The following is a 25,028-nucleotide window of genomic DNA, read 5'->3' as shown; positions in this document are numbered from 1 at the left end:
GTATGATTACTTCCAATAAGCGTATTGCAACTGACCGGCAGCGCTAGCCAATTCATCCCACTTGAGACCGCCCAGTTTGCTTGAAACGAGGTGCGCTTGCGCCGTTTGGAACGTTGGCGCCACCGCCGCAATGGCCATCAACCGTTGATCGGCTTGCTTTTCAAATTCGTAGCGTTGCGCCGTTGTGTACTTCGCTGTGTCGTTAACCTTCGCCATCAACGCGTCATATTGGGCGTCCTTGGTGTGGGCGAAGTTGATTGAGTTACTTGACTGCATCCCATCCAAGAAATTCTGTGCGTCTGGATAGTCCGGGCCCCAGCCCACCGTTGTGATATCAAAGTCCGTGGTAAAGTCACGAGACACGTGGGTGGCATGGGGAACGGACTCAATGTTAACCGTGACACCTGGCAAATTCTTTTGGACCGTTCCTTGAACGTACTCCGCAATCTTTTTCTCGGTGTCAATGTCATCAACCAGAAAATCAAGGCTAACCTTATCTTCACCAATCTCTTTTTGCGCCTTCGCCCAGTACGTCTTGGCCTTGGCAACATCCGTTGGTGCCAAGTCGCCGACCTCATCGATGAAGTCTTTGCCATTAGTCGGGTTCGTCGCATAATCCTTTGGCACGATATTGGTCGAGGCGCTCGACCCATCTTGCAGCACGTTTTCGGCCAATTGTTTGCGGTCGATCACCATACTAATCGCTTTCCGGAAATTTTCATTAGCCGGTGCTTTTTTCTTTGAATTAAAGTAAATGTAGTTATTACGACCGTTCTTAGTCACGACCATGTTCTTATTGTTGGCGTTCGCCTTAACGTACTGGCCGCTAATAGCGGTCAAATCAACGGAACCGGCGTTGAACAGGTTTTGAGCCGTATTATCATCTTTAACCACCTGAACATCAACATCCGCAATTTTCACGTTCTTGGCATCCCAGTAATACGGGTTCTTCGTGTAGTGCCACGAATCATTGGAACCGCTCCAGCCGCTAATCGTATAGGCCCCGTTGGCAACGACCGTACTTGTGCTCGACCCGTACTTGGCCCCATACTTCTTAATGGCGGCCGTATTCAATGGTCGGTAGTTAACAAACTCGTAGTCCATATAAGGAACGGGGCGGGACAGCTTGATGGTAAATGTTCGACTAGTAATGGCGTGAACGCCTAGTTTGCTCTTATCCATCTTACCGGCGTTAATCGCCGTGAAATTTTGAATGTACTGGGTATCCGTCGTTGCCTGGGACTTAGTCGCAGGATCAGCATTTCGCTGCATGGCAGTGACAAAGTCCTGTGACGTGACTGGCTTACCGTTTTGCCACTTCGCCTGCTTTTTAATGGTAAACGTGTACTTGGTCCCGTTCTCGGTTGGCTTAACGATTTTTTCAACGACCCCGGGGACCACCTTATTATCCGCATCCCGCCGATAAATGCCTTCGCTAATTTGAGCGATAACCGCACCACCATTGGTTTCAATTGATTTATTGGGATCAATGGTCATGGGTTCCCCTGGAATTGTCACCTTGAGTGCCTTATCACCAGATCCTTCCGCAGTCGACGCGCAGCCGCCTAATAAGGCAACCATCATCCCCACTGCCAGACTTGCGATGATGATTGTTCCTTTACGTTTATTCATAGCGACTCCTCCTCATATCTGGTTGTGACGGAATAACCCCTGTCACCCCTTGTCTAATCAAACTACCGATGAGTGACTCAAGACCCCTTTTAGCAACGAAAAAAGCGTCCTCTCAGAAAGTTCTCACTTTCGAAAGGACGCTTTTGCGCGGTACCACCTTCATTGTTGCATCACTGCAACCACTCACGTACGGCCGGTCGACTCGGCATAACGTTGGCGCTGTATCGGGCGCACCCTAGTCGCTCTTAACAAGCGGCCTCGCTCAAATTTAGCTTTACCATCCTAAGACGTTGCGTCATCGCAGACCCTGACGCTCTCTGAAAACCTCTTAGTACGAACTCCCTAAATCATCTCAGCGATTTCTCATCGGTATTTAATGTTACTCACTATAATCGGCTGGCAACTATTTGTCAACCGCAATTTCAAAACAAACTAAAAAACGTCGGGCAACGGCATATCGCCCCCCGACGTTTCAACTATTGGTTAAGGGGAAATATCCCCGTCACGCACAATTATTTAACGTTGTTGCCAAAAAATGAGTTAATAACTGCGAATGGCTTTGCCAACCATGCTAATGGTGTCAAAACTAACCCAACTAAAGTACCGATTAAACCTTCGAGCATGTGAAACCCTCCCCTCGATTTCAAAGTCTCGATACGACCAATCCGGACCAGATTGTCCCCTATGATTGTTGTCAATATCTCTCCTATATGTTACCACGCCCCTTGTAAAAAGGAAACGGTTGAACCCGTAGGCACCCACGATATTTTCAGCTATAATGATGGTGTTGATTGTCACAATCGTGATAAGGAGGAATTTGATTATGGCACAATCCGTAACAATTGGCCACACAGACGTCACGTCCACTGCACTGGGGCTCGGTACCAATGCGGTCGGCGGTTATAATTTATTTCCAAATTTGAAAGATGAAGTTGGTCTCGAAATTGTCAAAACGGGGTTACGAAGTGGCATTACGCTACTTGATACCGCCTACGTCTATGGTTTAGGCCACTCTGAGGAGCTCGTTGGTCAAGCCATTAAAGACTTTGACCGGTCTAAAATTATCCTTGCTACCAAGGGCGCTCACGATTTTTCTAGTGGCGAACAAGTCATTAACAACGATCCAAAATTTCTGACCGCCCAAGTTGAGGCTAGTCTCAAACGTTTAGGAACCGACTACCTTGATATTTACTATATTCATTTTCCTGACAAAGACACCCCAAAGGCCGAAGCAGTTGGCGCTTTACAACGCTTGCGTGAACAGGGCAAAATCCGGGCGATTGGCGTTTCTAACTTCAGCGTCGATCAGGTTAAAGCGGCCAACGCAGACGGGTATTTAGACGTCGTTGAAGACGAATTCAGCCTGTTGCACCAAGACCACGGTGCCGACTTACTCCCATACTTAAAGGACCACCAAATTAGCTTTGTACCGTACTTCCCACTTGCTTCCGGTTTATTAACGGGTAAGTACGACCAGAACATTCATTTTCCAGAAGATGACATCCGCAGCCAGATCGCTGACTTTCAAGAACCCCGTTATTCCCACATCTTGGCAGCGATCGACAAAGTCCGGCCCATCGCTGATGCGCACGAGGCCACGGTGGCCCAGACCATTTTAGCCTGGTACATGGCTAACCCTCACATTAGCGTGGTGATTCCGGGTGCCAAAAAAGCAGCCCAGGTTGCAGCTAACGCCCAAGCGATGACGGTGACGCTCACGCCATCGGACTACGATGTTATTGACGCCGCTTTCGCCGAATTCAAAGCGACAACGTCTGGCAAGTCACTCGCTGATCCGGATTAATAGGTTAGGAGGAAAATAATTGTTAGCCAGTTGGTTTGAATCCTTTGGCTCACCTGACGTCATCACCACTGGTGAGATACCGGCACCACAGCTAGTGCCAAATTCAGTGTTGGTTCAGGTGGAAGCCGTGGCCGTTGACCATGTCGATACATTTGTGCGCAACGGGCGCTTCAAAACCGCTTTAGCGTCACCCCATATTGTTGGCCGCGACCTTGTCGGAACCGTCGTGGCTTCAAATGTGGCTGCATTTACCCCCGGCCAAGCTGTTTGGAGTAATGCCATGGGTTATGATGGCCGGATGGGCGCCACGGCCGAGTATGTCGTCGTCCCAGCACCGCTGCTATTTCCGGTGCCTGAAGGCGTTGACCATCACCAACTCGTCGTAGCTGTCCACTCCGCCGCTACAGCTAGTATTGTCTTGAGGGACGTCATGGCGGCCGGGCCAAACAACACCCTCCTCATCGAAGGCGCAGCAGGCCATGTTGGCACGAAGCTTGTCAGCTTGGCGCATCACATGGGGCTTCGGGTCTTAACTACTAGCGCACCACGGGATTTTTCCAAGCTCACGCAATTGGGTAGCGACCGTTGTTTCGACTACCATGACCCGATCACAACCAGCGTTGACGAACCCGTTCAACACGCCATTGATACTTCGGGGCGCATTGCGTTAAACGCCAATTTAACAGTACTGACTCAGGGTGGCGAGGTCACCCTCATTACGGCGCCGGCTGATCGACCTTTCACCTTTGATGGTCCCGCTTTTTACATGGCGCTTAAACACATTAACGGCTTTGTTATTAGCCATGCAACCACTGTTCAGTTGCAGCGAGCAGCCGAGCAGTTAAACCACCAATTTGCTGACGGCCAACTCTTGGATGACACTTTGTTGATCAAATCCTTTAAAGACGCCCCCTGGGCTCATGATGCGCTTGAATCTGGCACTGACCATGGGCATCGCATCGTACTCACCCCTTAATCCAGCAACGTCACGTGGCGAATTTCACTGAGGCTGACGAACTGTTCGTTATCTAAAAAGAGGGTATCCTCATGATAGCCCAGTAATTTCCCCACTAGATCTGGTTGAAAGTTACCGTTGAGGTCCAGTGTATCAAGTTGAATACTCACAGTTTTATGATTAGCGTAGGCTTCGGCCAATATGCTAGCCCTTTTTTCGAGGCTCTGATGAGACTTAGGCGGATACCGCTTCGCCAGTTCATGAGCCTCTTTTTTTAACGCTGCGGTATGATCAGATAGGTAGTAGCCCTGCCATTTCACCATGCCGCGGTCTTGGTAGTATCGTTCAAAAAAGATTTGGACCATTTTAGGATCGTATTCATAGTCGCTTTCATTCATCATGATGCCGCTTTCGTTGAATCAGCTGAAACGACGACGGCCATCGCTGGCCGGTGAAGCCATCATATTGAATTGTGAGTTGGGTGAACGATTGAAGCGCCACAATGATTGTTTCCAGATAGCTAAGGTCGTGTTGGGCAATTGTGTGTAGGGGCACCGACTTTTGCCGTTCCCATTTCCGTTGACTATTAAAAAAGAAGTTATAAGTCCGATCATAGGGATCGTCTACGACCTGTAACCAATAGCGGGTTTTCGACCGGCGTTTGAACAGCATCGTGATTCGCTCTTCGATAAGCTTCAGATCATTATTCATACGCATTTCCTCCATTATGGCCCCCAACTAACGATGCCCGTTGGACGGCCGTACCGCCGCGCAGCAAACTGCTGGCGTAAATCAGCGCCTTAAAACCAAACCGGTCGCGAATCTGATCGACGATTCCCTCAAAATTAGCGTCTTTAATCTGTCGTTCCGGATTGGTAAATAACGTGAGCTGCTGCCCCTGTTTCGTGTTGAGCCGCGACGTATAAACCGCAACGTTCCTAACAGTTTGACCCTCCCAATGTTTGCGAAATAATTGGATGAGCTGTCGGACAATGGCAACGTTGCTATCCGTCGCATCAATTTTAATGGATTGACTAAACCCATCACGACCATCTGCCTCGCTGGCCGCGTACGAAAACCCAATGCCCAGCGACAAGCACCCCGCTTGCTTATGGTGGTGTCGCAGCCGCGAAGCCACTTGTTCTCCGATTTCCTTAATGACCGTTTCAATCTCTTGTTGGTCCCGGTAATCCCTTGGTAACACCTGCGAGTTACCAATACTAGCCTCCTTGACTCGGGGCCGGCGACTAAGTTGCGTCCGATCAACGCCCCATGCAATCGCAAAAAGTTGGGTCCCTACGATTCCCATTTCACTTCGCAGATAAAACGGGTTCGCGTGAGCCAGTTCTTTCATGTTATGAATGCCCATCCGGTTCAGGTGGGCAGCTGTTCGATGGGCAATACTCCAAATGTCGGTCATGTCGGGCACCGTCCAAATTTTGTCCGCCACGGTCTCATAGTGAATCTCACTGATGAAGGTCGGTGTGTGCTTCGCGTAAATGTCTAAGGCAATCTTTGCTTGAACCGGGTTGTCACCAATGCCAATGGTGGTGTACAACCCCAATTCCTTGCGCACCGTATGCTGAATTAGTTGGGCGACCTCCCGGGGTGAGTCCCCGAACAATCGCCACGAGTGGGTCAAATCTAGAATTGATTCATCAATTGAGTAGGACCAGAGATCCTCATCGGCCACGAACCGCCGAAAAATATTATTGATTTGCAGGTTGCGCTGAATATATAGGTTCATTCGGGGCGGGACCACTTTTAACCGGGAGTCCTGCGGTAAATCCCGTTGACGCGACACATTGGCCTGAAGGTGAAACAATTTTTTAGCCTCCGGTGACGTGGCTAAAATCAGGCCACCATTCGTGTTCTCCTGTTCACTCATCACGACCAACGCCACCTTTAGCGGATTCAAGCCGCGCATCACAGCTTCCACACTCGCGTAAAACGATTTGTTGTCGATTAAGAAAAAGACGCCGCGAGGTTCCTTTTTATAATCATAATCCATCTTACTTCACCACCCGAACATGTGTTTGTTTATAATCATAATACAAACATTTGTTCGGCCGGTCAAGACTCATTTACCGCATTTCTCATGATTTAACTAAGTCGCCGGATTTACGGTTGACGTGGTATAACACATACATTATAGTTAGCAGGTTGCAAGGTTTAACAGAAATTCTAGGGAGGTACCACATTGGCATTTTTAGAATTACACAACATTCACAAGTCCTACTACCTCGGGCAAGAAGAATTTCCAGTTCTAAAGGGCATTGATCTGAACTTTGAACTCGGTGAATTCGTTTCTATTCTTGGTGAATCCGGTGGTGGTAAATCGACCTTAATGAACATTATTGGCGGTCTCGATCGTAACTTCGAAGGGGATGTCATGATTGACGGCACCAAGCTTGATCATAAAAAACAAAAACAGCTAGACGATTATCGTCGGGGAACCATCGGCTATATCTATCAAGCCTATAACCTCATTTCACACCTCAACATTGTCGACAACGTCATGGTTTCGTTAAACATGACCACGTTAAACAGTGGTGACCGACGTAAGCGCGCTGAAGAACTGCTGACAAAAGTTGGTCTTGGTGATCAACTTAAGAAACACCCGAACCAGTTATCCGGTGGGCAAAAGCAACGGGTGGCCATTGCCCGGGCCCTCGCCAGCGACCCTGAAATCATCATTGCTGATGAACCAACCGGAGCGCTTGATTCTGTGAATACGGCTGAGGTCCTCGAAATCTTAAAGGGCATCGCCGCTGACGGCAAGCTCGTCATCGCCGTCACCCACTCCCAAGACGTGGCTGACCACGGGACCCGAATCGTGCAGTTAGTGGATGGTAAGATCAACGATGACATGCGCGTTCGGCCCGCTTACGACGTCGCGCAACCCCAACCGGCATTTAAATCCAAGCCGCTCTCAGCAACGGCAAGCTATAAAAACGCCTTTCAACACTTGATGTATAACTTCTGGCGAAATTCTATCATTATGATTGGGACCGCCATTGGACTGTTCGCAGTCATGTTATTCACCGGGTTAGGAAACGGGGTTAACGCCTTCATCCAAGACCAGATCAGTTCGATGATCAATCCGACCTCAATTACCGTCATTAATAACCCGACCGGAAAACACCTCTCGTCAACCCAGTTGCAGCAGAAGATGAGTCAGTACGCTAATCAACCTCAAAAGCTGTTAATCAGCGATACTAAACTTAAAAAATTGAACACCGTTAAAAATGTAGATAGTGTTGAAGCGGGTTACCAATTCAGTAACTTCACATTAGCTTACAACAAGAAAAACGTGACGGGCTCTAACTTCCAAACGTGGACAAAAGCCTACGCATCAGACACCGTTAAGTCTGGTCATAAACCAGGTAATAACGAAATTGCTATTGATAAGAACCAAGCCATCAACCTTGTCGGTAGCGACTACAAGAAAGCCCTAGGTAAAACGGTCTCGTTAACGTTAGCCACTGTGACTAAAAACAACCGCCCCGTTCAAGTTCACGGTAAGGTTAAGGTTGTTGGAATTACAAGTGGTGGGCAAGGAAACTCAATTGTTGGGACCAACTACACCACGATGCGCCGCCTCTTGGAACGCAGTCACGCGGTCACTGATGCGAACTTTGTGTCAGTTAACGCATCGAGTGCCACGAAAGTTAAAAAAGCTGCGGAAGATATTCGGAACCTGAAAGATAACGGCAAGTATCTATTTGGCGCAACGACGGTTGGTGACATTCTAGACACCGTCAACCAATACGTTCAGATTGCCTCGATTGTTCTCGCTGCAATCGCTGGCATTTCGCTAGTGGTCTCCGCGCTCATGATCATCGTCACCATGTACATGTCCGTTTCTGAACGAACCAAAGAAATCGGAATCTTGCGGGCGTTGGGTGAACGGAAGAAGGATATCCGACGTCTCTTCACTGCTGAGTCACTCCTAATTGGTGTCTTTAGTGCTGTTCTTGCAGTAGTCGTGACCTGGCTAATTGGTAGTGGATTGAACAGTATGCTGTACGGTATCGTGAAGTACAACATGGTTCAAATCACTCCTGGTAATGTGATTGGCACGTTTGTCATTGCCTTGATCATCGCTTTCCTAGCTGCGCTATTACCAGCACGGCGGGCTTCACGGCTGAACCCAATCGACGCCCTTTCTGCCGATTAACCCTTAATTTTAACAACGCTAATCCCTTCAGCATGATGCTGGGGGGATTTTTTAGTGGGCATCGAACGTTATTGTTTGATTTTTCACATAATCAGTCATATACTTACTAAAAATACTTACAAGGAGTGAGTACAATGGTTAAATGGTTACGTCATTCGACAAGCGGCATGGTTATCACAACGTTGCTTCGCTTGTACGTTGGATTCTTATGGATTGGCGATGGCTGGTCAAAGGTGTCAAAGGGATTTGATGCGACTGGTTTTATTACTAATGCCATCAAAAACCCGGTGATGACCCCTGAAGGGCAACCCGCATACGGCTGGTATACCAGCTTTTTGAAGGGGTTTGTTCAACCTCACATGTCGTTGTTCAACGTCATGGTCTCATGGGGCGAATTATTAGTCGGTTTAGGCTTATTCTTCGGCACATTAGCAACTGCGGCTGCCTTCTTCGGGATGGTGATGAACTTCGCTTACTTATTTGCTGGCACTGTTTCGGTTAACCCGCTATTTATTATTATTGAAATTTTTATTTTAGTAGCTGGCTTTAATGCAAGTAAGATTGGTTTGGATCGTTGGATCATCCCATGGTTACGGGATCACGTTTCGTTTTTGAAACGGTCGGTTGAATAAAAAAATCCTCGAGATAGTATCTCGGGGATTTTTTTGTGGTCTTCATTCGGACGTCACTGATACGAGCTCATCCGCTATAATTTTTCCCACGCCGACGCTGCAATCGTTGGGAATAAATGGACAATCCGGCCAATTTGACTGGCATCCAGCCCAAACTCAATAGCCGGTAATAAGGTGTCGATGGCATTGTCCGCCTCTTCACTACATTCAGTGGCCCCAATCAGCTTATGATCAGCGTCAAAGACTAACTTGCTAGCACCCAACGTTTGCCGGTCAACTTGCCGGTACCAATCATCCTTGATCTGATTCGTCACGACTTTATCACCCTTTTTCTCGGCCGTTTCCACCGATTCACCCACCTTAGCAATTCGTGGCGAGGTGAAAACCGTCGACGGAATCGCTGGATAGTCAATTGGCTGATCCGTTTGCCCTGAGAATAACTGCATCAGGTAGACTGATTCAAAAATGGCCGTTGGTGTTAGCTTCGGCTGTTGTTTATCAATGACATCACCCGACGCATAAATGTTAGCCACACTGGTTTGTAGATGATTGTTAACCTCGATCCCGTGTTCGTTAAACACCACGCCAACCGTTTCAAGGCCAATGTTTTCCACGTTAGGAATCCGGCCCGTTGCATCTAAAATCCAATCCACTGTCAGACTTTGGCCATCACCGTATATGACCGTGTAGGCGTCACCGGACTGAGCAAACTCGCTCACCTCGGCATTTTTAACAAACGTCACCCCACGCTTAGTCAGATCATCGATAACCGTTTCAACGAACGGTTGGTGGAACTGTCGCAGCGCTCGGTCGCCGTGCATCAGCACCGTCACCGCTGCCCCAGCAGCATTCGCCATGGTGGCAAATTCCATGCTGATGTAACCCGAACCAACGATCGCCAGCCGTTTTGGTAGCGTCGTCAGATTCATAAAATCTTCACTGTCATGCGCAAGTTCCGTGCCCGGAATGGCCAACTTGTTTGGCCGGAGCCCCGTCGCAATCACGAGCTTATCGGCCGTGATTGGCTTGCCGTCCACCTCAATGGTGTGCGCATCCGTTAATTCACCACGACCCGTGATAATTTGGACACCAACACCGGTCAGCAACCCGCTAATCATGTCGGGGAGCGGATCAATGACGGCCTGCTTTTGAGCGACCATTTGGCCCCAATCCAACGACCAGTCGCCATTAACAATGCCTTCCAGCCGTTCTTTGGCCCGCGTCAATTTAACCGGGGCATCCAACGTAATCTTTGCGTTGCACCCGCGGTTCGGACACGTCCCACCAATTAACCGGCTTTCAATGACGCCAACTTTCTTGCCCGACTGAGCCAATGGAATCGCACCATCAAAAGTCCCGTGACCACAGCCAAGGTATAAAACATCGTAATCATAATCTGCCATCCGTCATCCTCCTTATCAATTCGGAAACGTTACCATACAAGTTTAGCGTAACTTATTTGGACTGACGAAGGCAATTGATATGAATTGGAAAATTAATAGTGCACAATTAATTATGAATAAGTTTGTTTCTCCGGTTCTATTTATCAGAAATTTAATCTGATAAATCAGCGCTGCAATGGGATTTTCAGCATTTTTCACATTTATTTTCTAAAATTCATCATTGACAATAAGCTCACTTAGACTTATTGTAATCACATTCAGATGTAATCGAATTTTAATAATTGATGTTGATGGGAAGAGTACCTAAGATTGCCAATCCACTAGAAAACCCGGACGATGGAAAAGGGGGGATTGGGTCATGGGGAATATGAGCCTGGATATCATTTAGAAGTGCAAGCTTCTAAATCGCAAGGATGCGTTATCATCCCTAACTTGAACACGAGTTGTTGAGATTTACTTTGGTAACAAGGTAAATAAATTAGGGTGGTACCGCGAGAAAACGTCCCTTTACTGGCTTTTAGTCAGTAAAGAGGCGTTTTTTCGATTTCTCTGAATATTTAAGAAAGCGAGGTCTTGAAAATGCTAAAGTTACGAAATATCCATAAGCAATATTCTGATAGAACAGTATTGAATGGAATTGATTTAGACGCTAAAAAAGGTGAAGTCGTCACCCTTATTGGACCAAGTGGAACTGGAAAAACGACTCTACTCAGAACCATTAATTTACTTGAAGTCCCGCTTGAGGGAAAAATAGAAATTGATGACTTATCTCTGGAAGCCCCCAATTTATCAAAAAACGATAAACTTGCCTTACGACGTAAGACGGCTATGGTTTTTCAACAATACAATCTTTTCAAAAATGAAACTGTTTTTCAAAATGTTGTCCAGCCTCAGTTGCTAGTTAAAAAGCGCAGCAAAATTGAAGCTCATCAGATTGCCATAGAAGCGTTAAAGCAGGTTGGTATGCAAGATTATCTGAAATCTTACCCTAGTCAACTATCTGGAGGACAACAGCAGCGCGTTAGCATTGCCAGAGCCTTAGCACTAAACCCCGAGGTCATTTTGTTCGATGAACCGACAAGCGCACTAGATCCAGAGTTGTCCCAGGAAGTATTAACTGCCATTCGGAAAGTTAAGCAAGCAGGTATCACTATCATACTGGCTACCCATGAAATGCGATTTGCCGAAGAAATATCCGATCAAGTAGTCTTCATGGAAAAAGGTATCATCGTTGAAAATGGGACTCCCGAGCAAATTTTCCATCATCCTCAAAAGCAACGCACACAGGCATTTTTAAAACACTACGTTCAGCTGCCTAGTATCAAAACAGTTGATGCATCATCCCGGTTCTCCTCAATCAAAAAAATAAAGGTGGTTTAATTCATGTCAAAGCATAGAATCAGATTTAGCCTTATCTTAACACTGATACTCATCACATTAACAGCTTGCGGAAAGGCTTCTAGCCAAAATAAAAATGACTATCAGGTCGCTGTTTCATCTGCTAGCAAACCACTTAGTTATACAGAAAACGGAAAACTCACAGGATACGAAGTGGACGTTCTAAAGGCCGTTGAAAAAGAACTGGGAAACGTCAAATTTAATTTTAACGCGGTTTCTCAGACTGCAGAATTAGTTGGACTTGATTCAAAAAAGTATGACTTTGCAGCCAATGGTTTTTATAGTAACCCAGAACGAATTAAAAAATACCACGTTGGTCAAGAAAATGATGGATTAAGTTTAGTCAAAATATACACCAACAAAAAGAACGTAAAAAACAAGATTTCCAATCTAGATGATCTAAAAAAACTTAATCTTGCTCCAGTTAGTCCCAACGGAGGCATGTACAATCTCCTAACTACTTGGAACAAAGAGCATCCGGAAAGCAAAATTAATATTAAAACAAGCGACGAATTTCCACTGCAACAATTACTTAAAGATGTAAATAGTGGCAAATACGATGCCTTAATTGATCCCTCTAACCTTGGTCAAGAAGATATTATTAAAGGATTGAAGTTGTCAAACGTTGCGACCTCAGCCCCTGTTCGAGCATTTCCAACCTTCTTCTTGTTTACAAAAGACAACGCTTCGATTGCAAAGAGAGTCGATAAAGCACTAAAAAGCTTAAAAGATGATGGCACATTGGCAAAACTATCAAATAAGTATTTTGGTGAAAATGTTTTTAAGTACGCCGTTAAAGAAAAATAAAAATGAGGCGATATCATGACTTTTTCAGTAGTTCTTAATACGTTTGTCCAATTATTTAAAGGAGTCCCTGTGACATTAACCTTTATCATCTTTGCTTGGATTTTAGGATCATCCTTATCCATTCTTGTAACCGCTGGACGGCTAAGTCAACATCAATGGTTGAGAGCTATTTTAACCGTCTACGTTTCTTTTATTCGCAGCGTTCCTATTGTTTTACAGCTATTTTTAGTCTATTACGGGCTTCCGTTAGTTGTGAAACTTAGCCTTGGAATCGATTTATCTTCAGTTAGTAAAATGTTGTTTTGTGTAATTACATTTACACTGTACTATGGCGCTTACCTATCTGAAATTCTGCGACCTTCTTACTTAACAGTATCCGCTGAACAACGAGATGCTGCTTTATCCATGGGTTATACACCCCTACAAGCTGATATTCACGTTTTGATTCCGCAGACCTTGTCCATTGCAATTCCTGGCCTTGGAAACGAAATTATTAATCTGGTTCACCAATCATCCATTCTCTTTGTATTGGGTACTGTTGATTTGATGGGGCAAGCTGACACAATTGTCTCTAATGACTACACCTCATCACCACTATTAACTTATTTTTGCGCAGGTCTAATCTACTGGGCAATTGTCATTATTTTGAACCTTGTCCTTTCTTTTCTTGAGGTTAGAATTGACAAATTTCGTGATCTCCCATCTGAAAGGAGTCTTATACGATGAATCAAAAAATTTTTCTATCTGATTTCTGGAATATATGGACAGTGGTTCCTCAAACTCTTTTTTTAAGTCTACTAATTCTACTCCTTAGTATTATTTTGGGCACGGGGTTAACCCTATTACGTCAATCCCAAAATCGACTTACGCGAATTATTTATCGTATTTACATTTCGTATTTCAGGGGTGTCCCTCTATTAATTCACCTACTCGTTTTCTATTACGCACTACCACCGATTGTTAAACTCTTTAGCGATCATCTTAACCTGCATGTAGACACACTACACCTAAATCCAATCTACGCCGTCTTGATTTCTTACACTCTTTACGCCGCAAGTTTTTTATCCGAAATTATTCGCAGTTCTTTCAAATCAGTTGGCAAAGATCAACTTGAAGCTGCAGCAGCACTTGGTTACACCAAGTACCAACAGTTTTTCGCCATTAAACTGCCACAAGCATTAACAGATGCCATACCCAAAATTTTAAATTACTACACCTTGTTAATCCGCCAACTATCACTAGCATTTTTGGTTTCTGTTGTCGATATTTTTGCAAAATCAAAATTAGAATCTGCTGATAATTTCTACTATATTGAATCGTTTCTCGCTGCTGCACTTGTTTATTGGATTTTATGTATTGCATTGACGCTACTATTCTCAAACTATGAAAAATACCTTCGTCGATTTGAAAGGAGCAATGCCGCATGAACCACTATGAACGCATTAAAGCCACCTTGCAACAACACCCTGTTGATCGAGTCCCGGTCAACTTATGGGCCCACATGCCAGAGGTTGATCAAAATCCGAAACTCCTAGCTCGAAAACAAATCGAATTCGCAAAAAAATACGACTTCGATTTCATCAAACTAATGCCATTCGGGCTGTATGGTGTCGAAGACTATGGAGCCGAAGTTAAGTATTTTACCAAATTAGACCATCCAGCAGTTTTACATCGACCAGGCATTACAACCTATCAAGATTGGAATCGCCTACAACCCCTATCTGGAACATACGGCACCTACGGAAAGCAAGTAGAACTGGCCAACTACGCTCGAGACTTTTCAAAGAACCAATTTCCAATCGTGCAAACCATTTTCACTCCACTTACTAACGCTTTAAAACTTTCTGGAGATCGATTGCTTTTAGACATTAAAGAACATCCCGAAGCTGTTAAATATGCCTTAAGTGTTCTGGCTGAAACCACGATTAACTTTATTAAAGAAAATATCAACGCTGGCGTAGACGGTTTCTTTTTCGCGACACAAACTGCAACTTCTAACCTTTTCACAAGAGAAGAATATCTTGAGTTTGGTGAACCTTTCGACAAAGTTGTACTTGATGCTTTTAAGGATAAAACTTGGTTCAACATTGCTCACATTCATGGCGATCATACTTATTTCGATATTGTATCAAAATACCCCGTTCAGGCACTAAATTGGCATGATAGATCTGTATCACCAAGTTTATCAGAAGCTCGGAAGTTAACAAACAAAACACTGATTGGTGGGTTACATGAATTGCCATACCGTAATAAAGATACCGGAGAGATCGAACAACCTAGCATTTTAAAGTCAGGCAATCCAAAGCAAATTCTCACCCACGTTCAAGAAGCTATCAGAGAAGTTGACGCTAAAGGAATCATTATTGGCCCCGGCTGTGTTGCAAGCCAATCAATTCCAGAAAAAAACATTTATGCTATTCGATCAGCTGTTTTAGGAGAATCAAATATCACGGCAGAATTCGGATAGTACTCTCAAACTGTTTAGTCAAAGACGTAGCCATTATGGTCATTACGACCTAGGCTACGTTTTTTAGAATCCCCAGTTATTAATAAGTCGGATACTAAGCCACTATCTAAAGGCGGGCTTGTCTTATGACACGTCAATTAGCGGATAAAATTGCCATTGTCACTGGTGGTGCTACCGGTATCGGTAAAGCCATCATCGAACGGTTCGTGGCTGAGGAGGCAACGGTTGTTTTCACCGACATTAACGAAGCATCAGGAAATAGCTTGAAAATGCGCTTAACTCCCCCAAAACCGTCTTTCTCAAACAGGATACAAGTTACGAAGCGGATTGGGATCACGCCGTCACCAAAACCGAGCACAAATTGGGACCAATTAATACTTTAGGCAATAACGCCGGGGGTTTCCGGTTAATTAGTATGGCTGACACACCGTTAAACAATGGGACTGGCTCATTAATATTGACGCAAAGGGCGTCTTTTTAGGGATGAAATCAGTGATACCCCAAATGGCCGATTACGCGGCAAATAAGTACCAAGCCCCTAAGGACCAATTAGAGGACAGTTACCATCCAATGGCCCGGGGAAAAACCGCAGAAATCGCCCGTGCCGCGTTGTTTTTAGCTTTCTATGAAGCCTCATTCATTACCGGTGTCGAGTTACCGGTTGAGGGTGGGTATATGGCTCAATAGCCCACAACATAAAGGCTTACTCGGCACCGCACAAAAAGACACAACATCCCAATCAATCAGGAATGTTGCGTCTTTTTGTGCGGTGGTACCCGTTCTTACCCCAGACCCTAATCCTGGGACCTGACTTTTACCATTTTTGACTTAATCAATACGAGCCTTTTTTCTACAATACCACCAATTTAAACTTCAGCTGGCAACAGCTGCTTCTCCGTATAAATTGTTGAAACCCCATCATCTTGGACAACCGCGCCGCCTTGAGGAACGTAGCCAAGTTTCTGATAAAAGCCGATTGCCGTATCCAAACTGGTAATGACCACCTGGTGATAACCACGCTCCTGGGACCACTGTTCTGCCTTTTCAATCAACAACCGACCAAATCCCTGGCCTTGGTAGCCGTCAATGACTGACACTCGCTCAATTTTAGCAAAGTCGGTGTGGGTAAAATTCAACCGGCATGTCCCCACTGGCTGACCGTCTTGTTCAATCAATAAATAGTGGTATGGTTGATCCCACACCTCATCAAACTCAATCTGCTTAGCTGGAATGCTACCATGAATCTTAGTCTGCCGACGGATGGTATAAACATCGGCAAGTTGCCAGATTTGGCTCACTCGGTAAACTTCAACTGTCATTTTAGTCCGCCTCCTAGATAGCCCGTGCTTGATACCGCTGTAAGAACTGCTTGACCCGATCATTTTGGGGGTGATCAAACACATCGCTAGGCGACCCGTCCTCCAAAATTTGACCCTGATCAAAAAACAACACTCGTGATGCGACTTCTTTGATAAACGACAATTCATGAGAAATAATAATAACGGTCTGGTTAGTATCCTGCCTGATGACATCTTTAATTGTGTCCAGGACATCACCGACCAACTCTGTATCTAGGGCTGATGTTGGCTCATCCAACAGCAAGACGTTTGTCCCCATCGACAGCGCCCTCGCAATGCCGACTCGCTGCTTTTGACCCCCTGATAGTTGCCCCGGGTACTTATTGATATGATCTGCCAATCGAACCCGTTGAATCTGTTCTACTGCAACCTTCTGTGCTTCAGATCGTGATAGCCCTTTCACTGTCACCAATCCCTCGCTAACATTTCCTAATATGTTCTTTTGCCTGAACAAATTAAATTGCTGAAAAACCATGCTCGATTGACGCCGAAATTGGATTTTTTGCCGGTTAGAAATTTTAGGTGCGTGGTATGTTAATCCATCGATCGTTAACGAGCCACTATCTGGGGTTTCTAGTAAATTCAAACAACGTAGCAACGTTGACTTTCCAGCCCCTGAAGGGCCAATTAATCCAATGACTTCACCCGACTCGATCCGTAAGTTTAAGTCCTTAAATATAAGTTGGCGGTTAAACGACTTCGTTAATCCCTTTAATTCGATCACTGTGTCACCCGCTTCCTAATGAAGAACCGGTTTAGCCCAGATTGCTGATCATGATTGGCCACTCGTAACTCAGATGCACGTTCAAAAACTGTAAGCCGCCGTTCTAATAGCCGTAAAATTTGCTCAGTAATAATCGTTAATCCCCAATAAATAATCGCTAGTGAAAGGTAAGATTCAAAATAACGATAACTATTACCGGCCAAGATTTGGCCTTCCGCCGTTAGGTCGACCACGGAGGCCACAAATGCCAATGACGTGTTTTTCATTAAGCCAATAAAGGCGTTCCCAAGTGTTGGAAGCGCCACCACGAACGCTTCGGGTATCGTCACCCGGCGCAGCACTTCCCAACGAGTCATCCCAAGCGATTGGGCCGCTTCCAGTTCTCCTTTATCAACTGCCAAGATGGCCGCTCTGATGTTTTCCGAATTATAAGCTGCTTCATTAAGCGAAAAGGCTAATAAGACAAAAGCTAAGGCCGGAATGGCGTTCACACTGTAAGTTGTCCCCTGATAGTAATTCAGATATTTCAAAAAAATTGGGATGCCGTAATAGGTTAAATACAACTGCACGATAATGGGCGTCCCCCGAATAAAGGACACAAAGACTGCAACAACCTGACTCAAGACGGGGATGCGGTTAAGCTTGACGATGGCGAGGACGAGCCCCACTGCCAACCCGATAATCATTGAGAAAAAAGTGATCATTAACGTGTTGGGCAAGTATTGAAGTAACGTCGGAATTTGGGTGAATATCAGCTTAAAATCAATAAGGTGTTGCATTTAATCGCCTTCTTTGGGGGTATAGTCACCGTAAAAGTACGTTTCACTAATTTTCTTGGCAGTGCCATTCGCTTGAATTTTAGTAATCGCAGCGTTGATTTTTTTTAGCAATTTTTTACCCTCTGGCGTTTTTTCGACCAACAAATAGCTGTACGGGGTACTTGCCGAAATCTGTTTACTATCTAACTGAGTTAAATTGACTGCCTTGATTCCTGATAGATGGTACGTCTTTTGATAATTTTGATAAAGTGGTTTATCGATTAACACGTAGTCGTACTTGCCATCTTGAACGTCCTGCAGCGTCTTAGCCGGATCTTCGTTTGAATAGGTAATCTTTGATTTAACCTTCGCCTTTTTGTTAAACGTTTCAACGGCGGTCGTAAAATTGACGCCGGGCGCGCTAATCGTTGTTTTACCCGCAATGTCATCAAACGATTTGATGGTATGATTGTTTTTTTTCACAACAATCACATACTGGTCCTTAAACGTCGGCTTTGAATAGTAATACTTTTCGCGCCGTTGCGGATTGGACGCGAAGTTATTGGCCCCCACCTGGAAGCGTCCCGAATCAAGGCCCGCCAAAATTGAGGGAATCTCGGTCTTTTGAAAATTCACTTTTAATCCCGGGATCTCTTTTGCAATGGCTCGCACCGTGTCAATGTCATACCCCACCAACTTTTGGTGACTGTTCACGTACGTAAACGGCTTGGGCGCGCCGGACGTTCCGACCGTAATGGTCTGGGTCTTATTGTCGGCTTTAGTTGATTTTGAACAGCCTGAAAGGCCCAACCCACCGAGGATAATCAGGGCGGCCGCTGCTAAAACGGTTAAACGCTGTCTTATTTTCATTTGTCTTCCTCCACTTAGTCTTCATCCCAGATCCGTTGATCCGGACCCTTTGACAAGATGTTGTACGGATTGTCCTTAATCAACTGATAGCCCTTTTTGATTGCTTCAAAGTTCGTCGTATCACGAAATGCCGGAATACGATACAACGTCTTGGCATACCGCCACAAGTTAGGAAAATCAATGAGGCGATTACGATTGCAGTGAAAGACGGGATAGTAGGCCGTATCAAACCGGGCAAGGGTCACGTAGAGGCGCACGTCTGAGTCGGTTAGCTGGTCGCCGAATAAAAACCGCCGGGTCGCCAACCGCTCTTCCAGCCAATCCAACCGTTTAAACAACTTATCATAAGCGGTCTCGTAGGCCTGTTGAGATTCAGCAAAACCTGCTTGATAAACCGCGTTATTGACCTCATGAAACAAGATGCTGTTGAGTTGATCAATCTCTTCTCGCAAGTCGACCGGGTAAAGATCGGGAGCATCGGCTTTTTGATAGTCTTTAAAGGCCACTTCAAACTGATTAGTTAACGTATGGTAATCGTTATTCACGACTTTTCCTGACGTGATATCAATTAAAGCTGGAATCGTTGCCCGATTACTGTACTCGGCATCCGCTTTTAAGTACGCCTCGCCGAGGTAGTGAATCCCTAATACCGGGTCGACGTCATCCAGATCCAGCGTAAAATCCCAGCCCTCAGACGTCCGAATCGGTGAGACTTTCCCGACACTAATCACGTCTTCCAATCCCAACAATTTGCGCACAATAGCGGCCCGGTTTGACCACGGGCAAATCTCACCCCAAATTAAGCGATAACGGTTGGGTTCAGCGGCTAGTTCATCGGGGCCGTCACCAAAGCGTTGGGTAAATTGGTTGGTCTGGCGTTCAAACGTTCCGTCATCAGCAACTTCTTTGGCCTTTTCACTGGTCGAAATATGGCTACTTAAGATCTCATATTGATACGCGTCAACTTCCCGTTTAACGGCTTTCCCGGAAGAAAAATCAACGACACAAAAGGCGTTTGCGTCACTTGTATCAATAGCTTGTAATTCTTGAGATAGTTCTTTTTCTGTCATCTTTAACGCCTCCTTAGGCTTGTGCTTCAAAGCGATTGCGATTATTGGGTGCGAGCCAAACCGATTCATCAGGGCCTTTAGGAATGGCTTTAAACTCATCAGTTGTTCCCGTCAAATGACCCGAGGTATGATAGTGGATTTTAATGGCATCAAATTCCGTCGCTTCCTTAAATGCTGGAATACTATACAGATCCTTAGCGTATTCCCAAAGGTTGTCATAGTCACGAAGGCGGCGCTTGTTGCAACGGAACTTGTCATAGTAGGCAGCGTCAAATCGTGCTAACGTCGTATATAGCCGGACATCCGAATCCGTCAGTTGATTGCCAAATAAGTATCGGTGATGACTCAAGCGTTCTTCCAACCAGTCTAACCGGTAAAACAGCCGGTCATACGCCGCTTCGTAAGCTGCCTGTGACGTGGCAAATCCCGCTTTATAGACACCGTTATTAACATCGTGAAAAATAATGTCATTTAAAGCATCAATATCTGGCCGCAACTTTTCTGGGTAAAGGTCTGGGGCATCTTTTCTTTGAAATTTTTGCCATTCAACTTCGTAGTAGTTCGTCAGTTTGAAATAGTCGTTCTGGACAACCTTTCCACTCTCAATATCAACAATCGCTGGCACTGTCGGGCGACCGTCATAGTTAGGATCGGCCTTTAAATAGGCTTCGGATAATTCATGAATGCCCAGTACCGGATCCACACCCCCGTCGTCTAGGTCAAAATTCCAATCCGCAAATTCTTTCTTAGGCCGAAGCGGGCTGGCTTTGCCAATGCTGATAGCGTCTTCTAGTCCCAGAAGTTTAATGACAATTGCGGATCGGGTGGCCCAGGGACAAGCGGCTGACCAAATTAACCGGTACTTGCCGGCAACCACGGGTAATTGACCAGCTTGGTCCCCAAACGGTGTACTAAATTCATTGCCTTGCCGTTCAAATTTTCCGTTCGTTGCAATTTCAGATTTATACAATAATTCTGTCATTATCGTCACACTCCATTTTATTTGGTTGAAAGATAAGTCAATAAGGCTTTAGCGTTGTAGTAGTACCACTTAGCGGCAGGAAGCAAGCCAGCATCGTCTAGTCTTAAATCAGCATGGTGCCAATCAGAATTACCATGACTGCCAATAAAGGCAAAAACGCTTGGAATCCGCTGACTAAAAAATGCAAAATCTTCCCCCGCATTTGATGGCTGAGGCGCCACCACGTCGAAGTGCTCGCGACTCTCCGCTTCAACGACCGCTTCTAGTTCTGGATTGTTATCCACGACGTCCGGCCCCGTCTGCCAATTAATTTCAGCTTGAACCCCAAAGGTTGCAGCTTGACCATTGATAACTTCCGTAAATCGCTGTTTTGCAACCGCCCTTGCCTGATGATCAAAGGTTCTAACGGTCCCTTCAAACCACGAAGAGCCCGGAATGACATTCCAAGTGTTGCCTCCTTCAATATGAGTCACCGAGATAACCGCTGTTTGTTGGGGATCCTCGTTTCGACTGACGATGGTCTGCAGGGCATTAACCGTGTGTGTCAGGGCGATAATTGGATCACGGCCAAACTGCGGCATGGCGGCATGGGTACCCACCCCGGTAAACGTCACCTTGAATTCATCAACGGCGGCCATCAGACCACCGGGTAATAAACCAATCGTGCCCGCTGGCAAATCGGGTTTATTGTGGAACCCGATAATGGCGTCTAGCCCCTCAACGCCCCCGGCATCGCGAACCTCTTGGGCACCGACGTGGGTCTCTTCAGCCGGTTGAAAAACGAGGCGAATGGTACCGTTCAACGACGCCGCTTCTCCAGCTAGTAACTCAGCGGCTCCCAGTAATGCCGCCATGTGAAAATCGTGCCCACAAGCGTGCATGACCCCGTCATTTTCGGAACTAAAGGTTAGCCCGGTCGCTTCTTTAATCGGCAGTGCGTCAATGTCGGAGCGCAAGCCAACAACCGGTTGACCATGACCAATTTCAGCGATGACCCCGGTCCTTAACCCCGCTGGTGTGATGATCCGATACCCCAGTGCCACTAATCGTTTCGTGAGATACGCTGTCGTCTGGACTTCGTGGTCCGACAATTCGGGATACTGATGTAAGTAATGCCGTGTCTCGCGAATCGTTGTTTCTAAATCCGTCTGAGTTGCTGTCATTGTGACGTCACCTTTCCTTTCAACAAAAAAAGTTTCCGCCCCCTAACCAAACAATCTGGTTAAGGGACGAAAACTCGCGATACCACCCTACTTCGCCGCACTATTACTAATGCAGCCTCTACGACACCTGTTGATGTCTGGGATTATAACGGATCCAACCGTGGCAGAAGCTTGCACTCATGTCAGATATTCAGAGTTCATCTTCGTTAGTCCTAGAAACTATCCCTTCTCATCAACACCGGGATTCGCTGTTAATTTCCTAACCCACTACTCTTCTCTTCATCTTCATTAATTAAACTGATTAAACCAAATCCACCAAATGCTGGAACACCTCGCGGAATTCCGGGTGGGTCTTAAACATCATCTCAGGATGGAACTGAACTCCAAAAACCTGACCATCGGCTGATTCAAACGCTTCAATGACCTTGTCGTCACTGACTGCAGTGGTCGTCAAGTCAGCCCCCAATTGGTCAATGGCTTGATGGTGGAAGCTGTTGACTAAGAACCGGTCACCAAACTTGGCTTGAAGCCAGGACCCCGCTGTAGCGGTCACATGCTGCGTTGGAATTTCCCACGACGTTGGGTGTTGGTTGTGCTTACCAGTGGCCCCGATCTGCGTGTAGATGTCTTGATAAAGGGTGCCCCCCAACGCCACGTTGACGATTTGCAGGCCGCGGCAGATTCCTAGAACCGGCTTCCCCGCTTTGACCGCCGCTTTCACCAGCGCAATTTCAAATTCGTCTCGGTAGATATCGGTTTCTTCAACCTCTTTAATTGGCTCCGCGCCGTACAGAATCGGTGTGACCCCTTGTCCACCCGTTAGCAACAGTGCGTCGACCGACTCGATATACGTTTCCGCTTCGTCAGGCTGGCCCAGCGGTAAGATGAACGGGACCCCGCCCGATTCACGAATGCCATCCACATAATCAATCTGGATGTAGTCAATGTAGTTCGTATCAAACCGATCGCTCGGGTGAATCCAGTGGTTGCTTGCTATTCCAATTTTGACTGCCATGTCATCCTCCTATTTCCAACTCACATACTCGTAACGTTGATACCCAATCAGGGGATATTCCAACCCCTTCAGATCTGTTGACCGCAAATGAACTGATGCGTATTGGTACAGCGGTGTGACCCCTTGCTCGGCGTTCAAAAGTTTAGCGGCTTTCTGTTGTAACACCACCCGTTGAGCAGCCGTTTGATGATCCGTATCGTTAATCTGATCAATCAATTTCTGATACTCAGCGTTGTGCCATTTCGTGAAATTAATCGTGCCACCATCGGCCGCAATGTTTAAATAATCGATTGGATCGGGATAATCCGTGCTCCAACCCATTGTCAACGTCTGGAAATTCCCGCTAGAAAACGTGTTAACTTCCTGTGACAGTGGTTCCGTCTTAATCGTCACCTTCAACCCGGGGAGCTGCTTTTCTAACTGCCCTTGAAGGTATTCGCCAACCTGCTTATACGCATCCGTATCAGCCGTCACAATTTCTAAGTTGATGGTCTTCTTACCTAACTCCTGTTGAGCCTTAGCAAAATCTGCTTTGGCTTGGGTTGGATTATACGCCAATCCATCGCCAACCCCAGCGTTAAAGTCTTGACCATCAGCTTGTTTAACCTCACCTTCCGGCACAATGGACTTCGCAGCAATCGAGCCATCCTTCAAGACGTTTTTAACGAGGTCTTCGCGGTCAATGGCAGCGCTGACTGCCTTTCTAAGGTTCTGATTCTTAGTAGTGGCATCCGTATTACTCCAAGGCAGGAAGGCCAACTGGCCATACTTACTTTGGACCAACTCATCTTTATACTGTTTAGCGGCCATGGCGACGGTATTGCCAGAAATCTGAGTTTCTTGAACTTTTTTAGCTTCAAATAAATTAAGGCCGGTTTGTGGGGTCTTGACCACTTGGAAATTAATCTTCTTGATTTTGACCTTGTCCGCATCGTAGTATTGCTTGTTTTTCTCGAGATTCCAGCTATCCTTTGAGGAATTCCAGTCCTTGATTTTATAAGCGCTGTTCGACACGGCATGCGCTGCGTCAGTGTCGTATTTACTTCCCCACTTATTTAGTGCTTCGATATTCACCGGATAAATTTGGGAAGCTAAGATGTAGTCAAAATACGGAACAGCATGCGTTAATTGAATTTGCAGTTTATATTTTCCGAGTGCTTTAACGCCTAACGTACTTGGCTTTGCCTTACCAGTCGAGGCGTTCTTGTAACCCACGAAGTCTTGAAGCCGTTGGGCCCGTTGGGACTTCGTCTTTGGGTTCACCTGCCGTTGGAGGGCGACCACAAAATCGTTGGCCGTGACTTGCGACCCATCGTCCCACTTGGCATCCTTTCTTAGCTCAAAGGTGTATGTCTTGCCATCGTTCGTTGGTTTAACAATTTTAGTTGCTAGAGCTGGGACGATTGTGCCCTTATTGTTCGTCTTGTATAGCCCATCCAGCGTCTGTTCCAACATGAAGTCGCTCCCCACGTCACTCACTCGACTGGGGTCCAACGTCAACACATTGGCTTGCGACGTCACATTCAACGTTCGACTCGTCCCACTTGCCTGATTGCCACAACCCGCCAAAAGACCGCCTAAAACCAAAATGGTCCCGATGCCTGCTAACTTACCCTTCATGCTCAACCGTCCCTTCTTCATCAAAAAACGCCCTGCTACATTGCTGTAACAGGACGTTGACACGTGGTACCACCCGAATTTGCAGCCAACTCACGCTGACCACCTCAGAAACTCTCCAACTGGAAAGTCCAAAACAATAACGGGTTTCTACCGCTTAACTAGCTTGCACCGGTTAAAAGCTCCAAGATCA

At 46.0% G+C, this 25,028-nt stretch carries 25 protein-coding genes and 1 other annotated feature (1 of these 26 cut by a window edge); of the genes, 11 read left to right on the top strand and 14 right to left on the bottom strand.

What is annotated here, in order from left to right:
- Window positions 1-6 precede the first annotated feature (6 nt).
- A complete protein-coding gene (locus FC96_RS10590; RefSeq protein WP_338055569.1) occupies window positions 7-1,584 on the bottom strand; it encodes a peptide ABC transporter substrate-binding protein in 1,578 nt (525 codons plus the stop codon).
- A gap of 871 nt (window positions 1,585-2,455) precedes the next feature.
- Here FC96_RS10590 and FC96_RS10585 point away from each other — a divergent pair.
- Both FC96_RS10585 and FC96_RS10580 read left to right on the top strand, forming a co-directional pair.
- On the top strand, window positions 2,456-3,436 hold the full coding sequence (locus FC96_RS10585; RefSeq protein WP_056942977.1) for an aldo/keto reductase: 981 nt from the start codon (window positions 2,456-2,458) through the stop codon (window positions 3,434-3,436).
- Between the two features lie 19 nt (window positions 3,437-3,455).
- Complete coding sequence (locus tag FC96_RS10580) at window positions 3,456-4,412, top strand: alcohol dehydrogenase catalytic domain-containing protein (RefSeq protein ID WP_054659853.1); 957 nt, start codon at window positions 3,456-3,458, stop codon at window positions 4,410-4,412.
- On the opposite strand, the gene FC96_RS10575 is transcribed toward FC96_RS10580, so the two are convergent.
- From FC96_RS10575 to FC96_RS10565, 3 genes are read right to left on the bottom strand one after another with little or no spacing between them, the layout of a single operon-like run.
- Window positions 4,409-4,792, bottom strand: a complete 384-nt coding sequence (locus tag FC96_RS10575) for a hypothetical protein (protein WP_235804760.1) — start codon at window positions 4,790-4,792, stop codon at window positions 4,409-4,411. The genes FC96_RS10580 and FC96_RS10575 overlap by 4 nt on opposite strands.
- Window positions 4,782-5,102: a hypothetical protein gene (locus FC96_RS10570; RefSeq protein ID WP_056942975.1), complete on the bottom strand. Its 321-nt coding sequence runs from the start codon at window positions 5,100-5,102 to the stop codon at window positions 4,782-4,784. The genes FC96_RS10575 and FC96_RS10570 overlap by 11 nt, the downstream gene beginning before the upstream one ends.
- Window positions 5,095-6,402, bottom strand: a complete 1,308-nt coding sequence (locus FC96_RS10565; RefSeq protein ID WP_056942974.1) for a Y-family DNA polymerase — start codon at window positions 6,400-6,402, stop codon at window positions 5,095-5,097. Before FC96_RS10565 ends, FC96_RS10570 begins: the two co-directional genes overlap by 8 nt.
- A gap of 189 nt (window positions 6,403-6,591) precedes the next feature.
- Between FC96_RS10565 and FC96_RS10560 the strand changes: the two genes are divergently transcribed.
- Window positions 6,592-8,571, top strand: a complete 1,980-nt coding sequence (locus FC96_RS10560; protein ID WP_056942973.1) for an ABC transporter ATP-binding protein/permease — start codon at window positions 6,592-6,594, stop codon at window positions 8,569-8,571.
- A gap of 134 nt (window positions 8,572-8,705) precedes the next feature.
- Window positions 8,706-9,203, top strand: coding sequence for a DoxX family membrane protein (locus FC96_RS10555; protein ID WP_056942972.1), 498 nt, complete (start codon window positions 8,706-8,708; stop codon window positions 9,201-9,203).
- Window positions 9,204-9,277: 74 nt separating this feature from the next.
- Here FC96_RS10555 and FC96_RS10550 read toward each other — a convergent pair whose 3' ends face one another.
- Window positions 9,278-10,606 (bottom strand): dihydrolipoyl dehydrogenase family protein, encoded by a 1,329-nt coding sequence (locus FC96_RS10550; RefSeq protein WP_054659850.1) that lies wholly within the window; start codon window positions 10,604-10,606, stop codon window positions 9,278-9,280.
- 579 nt (window positions 10,607-11,185) lie between these two features.
- Between FC96_RS10550 and FC96_RS10545 the strand changes: the two genes are divergently transcribed.
- The 7 genes from FC96_RS10545 to FC96_RS10515 all read left to right on the top strand — a co-directional run bounded on the left by FC96_RS10545 (window position 11,186) and on the right by FC96_RS10515 (window position 15,965).
- Window positions 11,186-11,986, top strand: a complete 801-nt coding sequence (locus tag FC96_RS10545; RefSeq protein WP_056942971.1) for an amino acid ABC transporter ATP-binding protein — start codon at window positions 11,186-11,188, stop codon at window positions 11,984-11,986.
- 3 nt (window positions 11,987-11,989) lie between these two features.
- Window positions 11,990-12,811, top strand: coding sequence for a transporter substrate-binding domain-containing protein (locus FC96_RS10540; RefSeq protein ID WP_056942970.1), 822 nt, complete (start codon window positions 11,990-11,992; stop codon window positions 12,809-12,811).
- A 15-nt stretch (window positions 12,812-12,826) separates the two neighbouring features.
- Window positions 12,827-13,537 (top strand): amino acid ABC transporter permease, encoded by a 711-nt coding sequence (locus FC96_RS10535; RefSeq protein WP_054659844.1) that lies wholly within the window; start codon window positions 12,827-12,829, stop codon window positions 13,535-13,537.
- Window positions 13,534-14,238: an amino acid ABC transporter permease gene (locus FC96_RS10530; protein ID WP_056942969.1), complete on the top strand. Its 705-nt coding sequence runs from the start codon at window positions 13,534-13,536 to the stop codon at window positions 14,236-14,238. The genes FC96_RS10535 and FC96_RS10530 overlap by 4 nt, the downstream gene beginning before the upstream one ends.
- The gene (locus FC96_RS10525) at window positions 14,235-15,278 is read left to right on the top strand and encodes a uroporphyrinogen decarboxylase family protein (protein WP_056942968.1); all 1,044 of its coding nucleotides are present in this window, start codon (window positions 14,235-14,237) and stop codon (window positions 15,276-15,278) included. Before FC96_RS10530 ends, FC96_RS10525 begins: the two co-directional genes overlap by 4 nt.
- 125 nt (window positions 15,279-15,403) lie before the next feature.
- Window positions 15,404-15,661, top strand: a complete 258-nt coding sequence (locus tag FC96_RS10520) for an SDR family NAD(P)-dependent oxidoreductase (RefSeq protein WP_054659840.1) — start codon at window positions 15,404-15,406, stop codon at window positions 15,659-15,661.
- Between the two features lie 100 nt (window positions 15,662-15,761).
- Entirely contained in the window at window positions 15,762-15,965 is a 204-nt protein-coding gene (locus FC96_RS10515; protein ID WP_056942967.1) for an SDR family oxidoreductase, read from the top strand.
- 179 nt (window positions 15,966-16,144) lie between these two features.
- Here FC96_RS10515 and FC96_RS10510 read toward each other — a convergent pair whose 3' ends face one another.
- The 9 genes from FC96_RS10510 to FC96_RS10470 all read right to left on the bottom strand — a co-directional run bounded on the left by FC96_RS10510 (window position 16,145) and on the right by FC96_RS10470 (window position 24,838).
- Window positions 16,145-16,597, bottom strand: a complete 453-nt coding sequence (locus FC96_RS10510) for a GNAT family N-acetyltransferase (protein ID WP_056942966.1) — start codon at window positions 16,595-16,597, stop codon at window positions 16,145-16,147.
- A 13-nt stretch (window positions 16,598-16,610) separates the two neighbouring features.
- The gene (locus tag FC96_RS10505) at window positions 16,611-17,360 is read right to left on the bottom strand and encodes an amino acid ABC transporter ATP-binding protein (protein WP_056942965.1); all 750 of its coding nucleotides are present in this window, start codon (window positions 17,358-17,360) and stop codon (window positions 16,611-16,613) included.
- Window positions 17,357-18,139, bottom strand: coding sequence for an amino acid ABC transporter permease (locus FC96_RS10500; RefSeq protein ID WP_056942964.1), 783 nt, complete (start codon window positions 18,137-18,139; stop codon window positions 17,357-17,359). Before FC96_RS10500 ends, FC96_RS10505 begins: the two co-directional genes overlap by 4 nt.
- Window positions 18,140-18,988, bottom strand: coding sequence for a transporter substrate-binding domain-containing protein (locus FC96_RS10495; RefSeq protein ID WP_056942963.1), 849 nt, complete (start codon window positions 18,986-18,988; stop codon window positions 18,140-18,142).
- A gap of 14 nt (window positions 18,989-19,002) precedes the next feature.
- Entirely contained in the window at window positions 19,003-19,917 is a 915-nt protein-coding gene (locus tag FC96_RS10490; RefSeq protein WP_054660076.1) for a glutathione S-transferase family protein, read from the bottom strand.
- Window positions 19,918-20,071: 154 nt separating this feature from the next.
- Entirely contained in the window at window positions 20,072-21,040 is a 969-nt protein-coding gene (locus FC96_RS10485; RefSeq protein ID WP_054659827.1) for a glutathione S-transferase family protein, read from the bottom strand.
- 17 nt (window positions 21,041-21,057) lie between these two features.
- The gene (locus FC96_RS10480) at window positions 21,058-22,203 is read right to left on the bottom strand and encodes an amidohydrolase (protein ID WP_056942962.1); all 1,146 of its coding nucleotides are present in this window, start codon (window positions 22,201-22,203) and stop codon (window positions 21,058-21,060) included.
- Between the two features lie 301 nt (window positions 22,204-22,504).
- Complete coding sequence (locus FC96_RS10475) at window positions 22,505-23,218, bottom strand: gamma-glutamyl-gamma-aminobutyrate hydrolase family protein (RefSeq protein WP_054659825.1); 714 nt, start codon at window positions 23,216-23,218, stop codon at window positions 22,505-22,507.
- Window positions 23,219-23,227: 9 nt separating this feature from the next.
- Window positions 23,228-24,838 (bottom strand): peptide ABC transporter substrate-binding protein, encoded by a 1,611-nt coding sequence (locus FC96_RS10470; RefSeq protein ID WP_235804759.1) that lies wholly within the window; start codon window positions 24,836-24,838, stop codon window positions 23,228-23,230.
- Window positions 24,839-24,884: 46 nt separating this feature from the next.
- Window positions 24,885-25,028: a binding site (T-box leader), on the bottom strand; it runs 91 nt beyond the window's last position.

The organism is Secundilactobacillus kimchicus JCM 15530, from assembly GCF_001433995.1.
Classification (GTDB): domain Bacteria; phylum Bacillota; class Bacilli; order Lactobacillales; family Lactobacillaceae; genus Secundilactobacillus; species Secundilactobacillus kimchicus.
The sequence above is the reverse complement of the archived record's forward strand: the minus strand, read 5'-3'. Positions and strand labels throughout refer to the sequence as shown.